General features: G+C 70.9%; 5 protein-coding genes. All 5 read right to left on the reverse strand.

The window, feature by feature from the left end; all coding sequences use genetic code 11:
* Positions 1–43: 43 nt before the first annotated feature.
* Complete coding sequence (locus tag ACFTZL_RS41760) at positions 44–229, reverse strand: hypothetical protein (protein ID WP_382594895.1); 186 nt, start codon at positions 227–229, stop codon at positions 44–46.
* A 197-nt stretch (positions 230–426) separates the two neighbouring features.
* Positions 427–990 carry a hypothetical protein gene (locus tag ACFTZL_RS41765; protein ID WP_382594898.1) on the reverse strand — a complete coding sequence of 188 codons (564 nt, stop codon included), beginning with the start codon at positions 988–990 and terminating at the stop codon, positions 427–429.
* Positions 991–1,025: 35 nt separating this feature from the next.
* Positions 1,026–1,598, reverse strand: a complete 573-nt coding sequence (locus ACFTZL_RS41770; protein ID WP_382594901.1) for a GNAT family N-acetyltransferase — start codon at positions 1,596–1,598, stop codon at positions 1,026–1,028.
* Positions 1,576–3,822, reverse strand: coding sequence for an MMPL family transporter (locus tag ACFTZL_RS41775; RefSeq protein ID WP_382594903.1), 2,247 nt, complete (start codon positions 3,820–3,822; stop codon positions 1,576–1,578). The genes ACFTZL_RS41770 and ACFTZL_RS41775 overlap by 23 nt, the downstream gene beginning before the upstream one ends.
* Before the next feature lie 158 nt (positions 3,823–3,980).
* The coding region (locus ACFTZL_RS41780; RefSeq protein WP_382594905.1) for a hypothetical protein at positions 3,981–4,299 on the reverse strand (319 nt) is incomplete at its 5' end.

Here is a 4,299-nt window from a genome sequence, read left to right on the forward strand (position 1 = left end):
GCGTCGGTGTGATCGGCCGCGGCGGCCGGTGCCGCCCCGCCGTTCACGCGGCCCGGGCGGACCGGGTTCGGCGGAAGCCGCGGGTATGGCTTTCGTGCTCGGCGGAGTTCTCGGCCGCTTCGCCGCGGGCGGCGCGGCGGGCCCGGGCGGCCTCGCGGACCAGGCGTTCGTGGTCGGCCCGGCGGATGAGGTCGGCGGTGCGCAGCTGCTGGAGTTCGTACTCGTACATGGCGTGTCCTTGGTGAGAGGCCGGTCACGGAGGGTTTCTCCGTGATGACCTCACTCTCGTCTCCCAGGCGGGTCGGCCACATCGGGAGAGTTCCGCATCTTCGGCGGCGGTCGGGGCCTTAGGACACGACTGAGGGGCCCCAGGGGCTCCGTAAGGTGCTTACGGAACTCCTAAGACCCCTCAGGACCTGCGGTGACTCAGCTCGCGGAGGGCAGTCCGAGCAGGACGCCGGTGTACTTGAGGACGGCCAGGAACAGGCCGATGACACCGAGCGAGACGCCCGCCCAGGCGACGGCCTTGATCCAGGGGGCCTGGATCCTGCCGGGCGTGCCGAACGCGGGCCGTGCCAGCGTCACGACGCCGACGACCAGCGCGACCACCGCGAACAGTCCGCCCCACAGGGCGGTGGCCTGCCAGGCGTCGCCGTAGACCGCCTGGATCTGCTGGGCCACGCCCGCGTTCTGCGCGGTCTCGAGCTGGCCGACCAGGTTCTGGCGCGCCGCGGCGATCGTGCCGACCCAGCTGCCGGTGAGCGAGACGACGCCCAGCCCGGCGGAGACCACGGCGGCGGCACCCTGGCCGACGCCGGTGGGGGCCTCCTCCTTGGTCTCGGCGACCTTGGTCTCGGTGACCTCTGTCTCGACGACCTCGGCCTCGGCCGGGGCCTCGGTGCGGGTCGCCTCGTCGGACTCGGTGGTGTCCACCGCCTTCTCGGTCGTGGCCTCGGTGGCCTTGGTCTCGTCCACTGCGTTCGTTGCCATGTCTCGCACCGTAAAGTCGCTGTCTGAGAAGTCTCTTAATGATCGTTGTGAGTGGCACGCGCGCGTGCGGCGCGCCACTCGGGCGCCAGCACCGACCAGACTTCGAGATCGTGCCGTACGCCACGATAGGGGTGCGCCTCGCGTCGCACACCGTCGCGGGTCATGCCGAGGCGCTGGGCCACGTTCAGACTCGGCCGATTTCCCGAGGCGGCGACCCACTCGATCCGGTGAATGCCGCGCTCTTCGACCGCCCAGTCGATGAGGACGCGCATCGCCCGGGTGATCAGGCCGCGCCCCGTCCCGTCGGGCTCCAGCCAGCAGCCGACCTCGCAGTTGCCGGTCGCCGCGTCGAAGTTCAGGAACAGCACGCCGCCCACGAGCTTGCCGTTCAGCCACAGGCCGTGCAGCGAGCGGGTGTCGGCCGCGCGCATGTCGGCGTACCGCTGGAGCATGGCCCGCGCGGACTCCACGTCCGTCTCCTGCGACCCGAAGCTGATGAACTGCCCGATGAAGTCCCTGCCCCGCTCCAGGTGCGCGAAGAACTCTTCGGCATGCCAGGGCTCGAGAGGCCTCAGCTCGGCGTCGTCACCCAGGGATATCGCGTACATCCCGCTGCCGCTCCTCCTCCGCCAGGACGTCCGCCACCTCGGCGTCCGTCGCGGCGGCCAGCCTCTCATGGGCGGCCCGGGCCTCGGGCGGTTCGATGCTGATCCGCGGCAAGCGCTTGTCGAGCCAGCGGGGCAGCCACCAGTTGGCGCCGCCGAGCATGTGCATGAGGGCGGGGACGAGAAGCGTCCGCAGGACGAAGGCGTCCAGGGCGACGGCGGCGGCCAGGGCGATGCCGAACATGGCGATCACACGGTCGCCGCTGAGGACGAAGGCCAGGAAGACGGAGATCATGATGACCGCCGCCGAGTTGATCACCCGGCTGGTCTCGGCGAGGCCGACGCGCACGGCTCGCCGGTTGTCGCCGGTCTCCAGCCACTCCTCGTACATCCGGCTGACCAGGAACACCTGGTAGTCCATGGAGAGGCCGAAGAGCACCGAGACCATGATCACGGGCAGGAAGGGCTCGATGGGGCCCGCGCTGCCGAGGCCGAGCAGTTCGCTGCCCCAGCCCCACTGGAACATCGCGACCACCACTCCGAAGGCGGAGGCCACGGCGGCGACGTTCATCGCGGCGGCCTTCAGCGGGATGCCGACGGACCTGAAGGCGAGCAGGAGCAGCAGACAGCCCAGGCCGATCACGACCCCGACGAAGACGGGCAGCTTGGAGACGATGACGTCGGCGAAGTCGTCGTAGCCGGCCGTCATACCGCCGACGTGCACGTCGAGCGAGGTGCCCGACTCGGCGCGCGGCAGCACCTCGCCGCGCAGCCGGTCGACGAGGTCGCTGGTCTGCTTCGACTGCGGCGAGGACTCCGGTACGACGGTCAGGTACGCGGTGTGACCGCCGGAGTCGAAGGTCACCGGGGTGACCGAGGCGACGCCGTCGGTGGCGCGAAGTGTGCCGTCGAGGTTGTCCAGGGCGAGCTTGTCGTCGGCTCCGTCGACCTTCGTGACAAGGGTGAGCGGGCCGTTCACGCCGGGCCCGAAACCGTCGGCGAGGAGGTCGTAGGCCTGGCGGGTGGTGGCCGCCTTGGGGTCGTTGCCCTGGTCGGAGGTGCCCAGGTGCAGGGAGAACGTGGGCAGCGCGAGGACGGCCATGACGACGAGGGCGACCGCGCCGAGCACCTTGGGGTGACGCTCCACGAACGCCGACCAGCGGGCGGCGAAGCCGGTGGGCAGTTCCGGCTCGGGCCCGTGCTCCGCCAGGCGACGGCGTTCCCGGCGGCTCAGGGCGCGCGTGCCGATGAAGGACAGCAGGGCGGGCAGCAGCGTCACGGAGGCCGCGACGGTGAGGACCACGGTCAGGCTGGCCGCTATGGCGACGCCGTTGAGGAAGCTCAGCCGGAGGATCAGCATGCCGAGCAGGGCGATGCAAACGGTGGCACCCGCGAAGACGACCGCCCGTCCCGTGGTCGCGACGGCGTTCGTGGCCGCCTCGGTGACGGACAGTCCGCGTTTCAGCCCGCGCCGGTGCCGCGTCACGATGAACAGCGCGTAGTCGATCCCGACGCCGAGCCCGATCAGCATGCCGAGCATGGGGGCGAAGTCGGCGACGGTCATGGCGTGCCCGAGCAGCACGATCCCGGCGTAGGCGGTGCCGACGCCGACCAGTGCGGTGGCGATGGGCAGCAGGGAGGCGGCGAGCGAGCCGAAGGCGAGGAACAGCACGACCGCGGCGACGACCACGCCGACGATCTCGGCGACGTGCCCGCCGGAGGACTGGGTGAGCGCGACGGCGCTGCCGCCCAGCTCCACCTGGAGCCCGTCGGTCTCCGCGCTCTTCGCGGTGTCGACAAGGGCCTTGGCCTCGCCCTGGTCGATGTTTTCGGCCTGGTCGTCGAAGGTGACGGTGGCGTACGCCGTACGGGCGTCCTCGCTGATACGGCCCGTGCCCGGCCCGTCGTAGGGGCTGGTCACGGAGGCCACGCCGGGCAGGGCCTCGATCCGGTCCAGGGTGCGGGTCATGGTCTGCTCGACGTCGGCGGCGCGGACGGTGCCGGACGTGGTGTGCCAGACGACGGTGTCGCTGTCGCCGCCGAGCTGCGGGAAGCCCTCGTGCAGCAGCTCGGTGGCGCGGCCCGACTCGGTGCCGGGGACCTGGTAGTCGTTCGAGTACGCGGAGCCGGCGACGGCGGCGCCCGCGGCCACCCCCGCGCAGGCGAGGAGCCACAGCAGAACGGTGACCAGACGGCGTTGGACACACCAGCGTGCTAGGGCTGCCACGAAACGTGCTCCCAGGATGACTTTTTGTGGATCTTTGACCGGGAGCAGTCGTCCATGACCTGAACATCCAGCAAAGAACGCATGAGCAATGCGCAGCCACTCTTACAGGCGCACGAGATCGTTTGTCGCTTTCGTGGGCTTATTCACAACGGCCGGACTCAGTCGAACTGGTCCCCCAGCGCCATCACCATCGTCCCCGCGATCAGCAGCCACAGCGCCCGCCGGGTGCGTCCCCGGGAGCCCAGCACGGCGGCGCCGGCGCACACGACCGCCCCGCAGGCGTACGCCGCCGGGACGAGCGCCGGGGCGGGGCGGATGAGGCGGAGCAGCGCCGCGGCCAGACCCGCGAGGGTCAGCAGGGCCCCGGTCCCGGCCGCGGTCCAGCGGGCCCTACGCGCGTCCTCGTCATCATCGTCTTCGTCTTCGTCTTCGTCTTCGTCTTCGTCCGGATCGTCGGCGTCCGGATCGCCGTCGGCG

This window comes from Streptomyces sp. NPDC056948 (assembly GCF_042674225.1).
Lineage (GTDB): Bacteria > Actinomycetota > Actinomycetes > Streptomycetales > Streptomycetaceae > Streptomyces > Streptomyces purpurascens.

Bases quoted from the DNA above. Each gene is read 5' to 3' on its own strand.
- ACFTZL_RS41765 (WP_382594898.1), bottom strand. From the start codon at position 990: ATGGCAACGAACGCAGTGGACGAGACCAAGGCCACCGAGGCCACGACC.
- ACFTZL_RS41770 (WP_382594901.1), bottom strand. From the start codon at position 1,598: ATGTACGCGATATCCCTGGGTGACGACGCCGAGCTGAGGCCTCTCGAG.
- ACFTZL_RS41760 (WP_382594895.1), bottom strand. From the start codon at position 229: ATGTACGAGTACGAACTCCAGCAGCTGCGCACCGCCGACCTCATCCGC.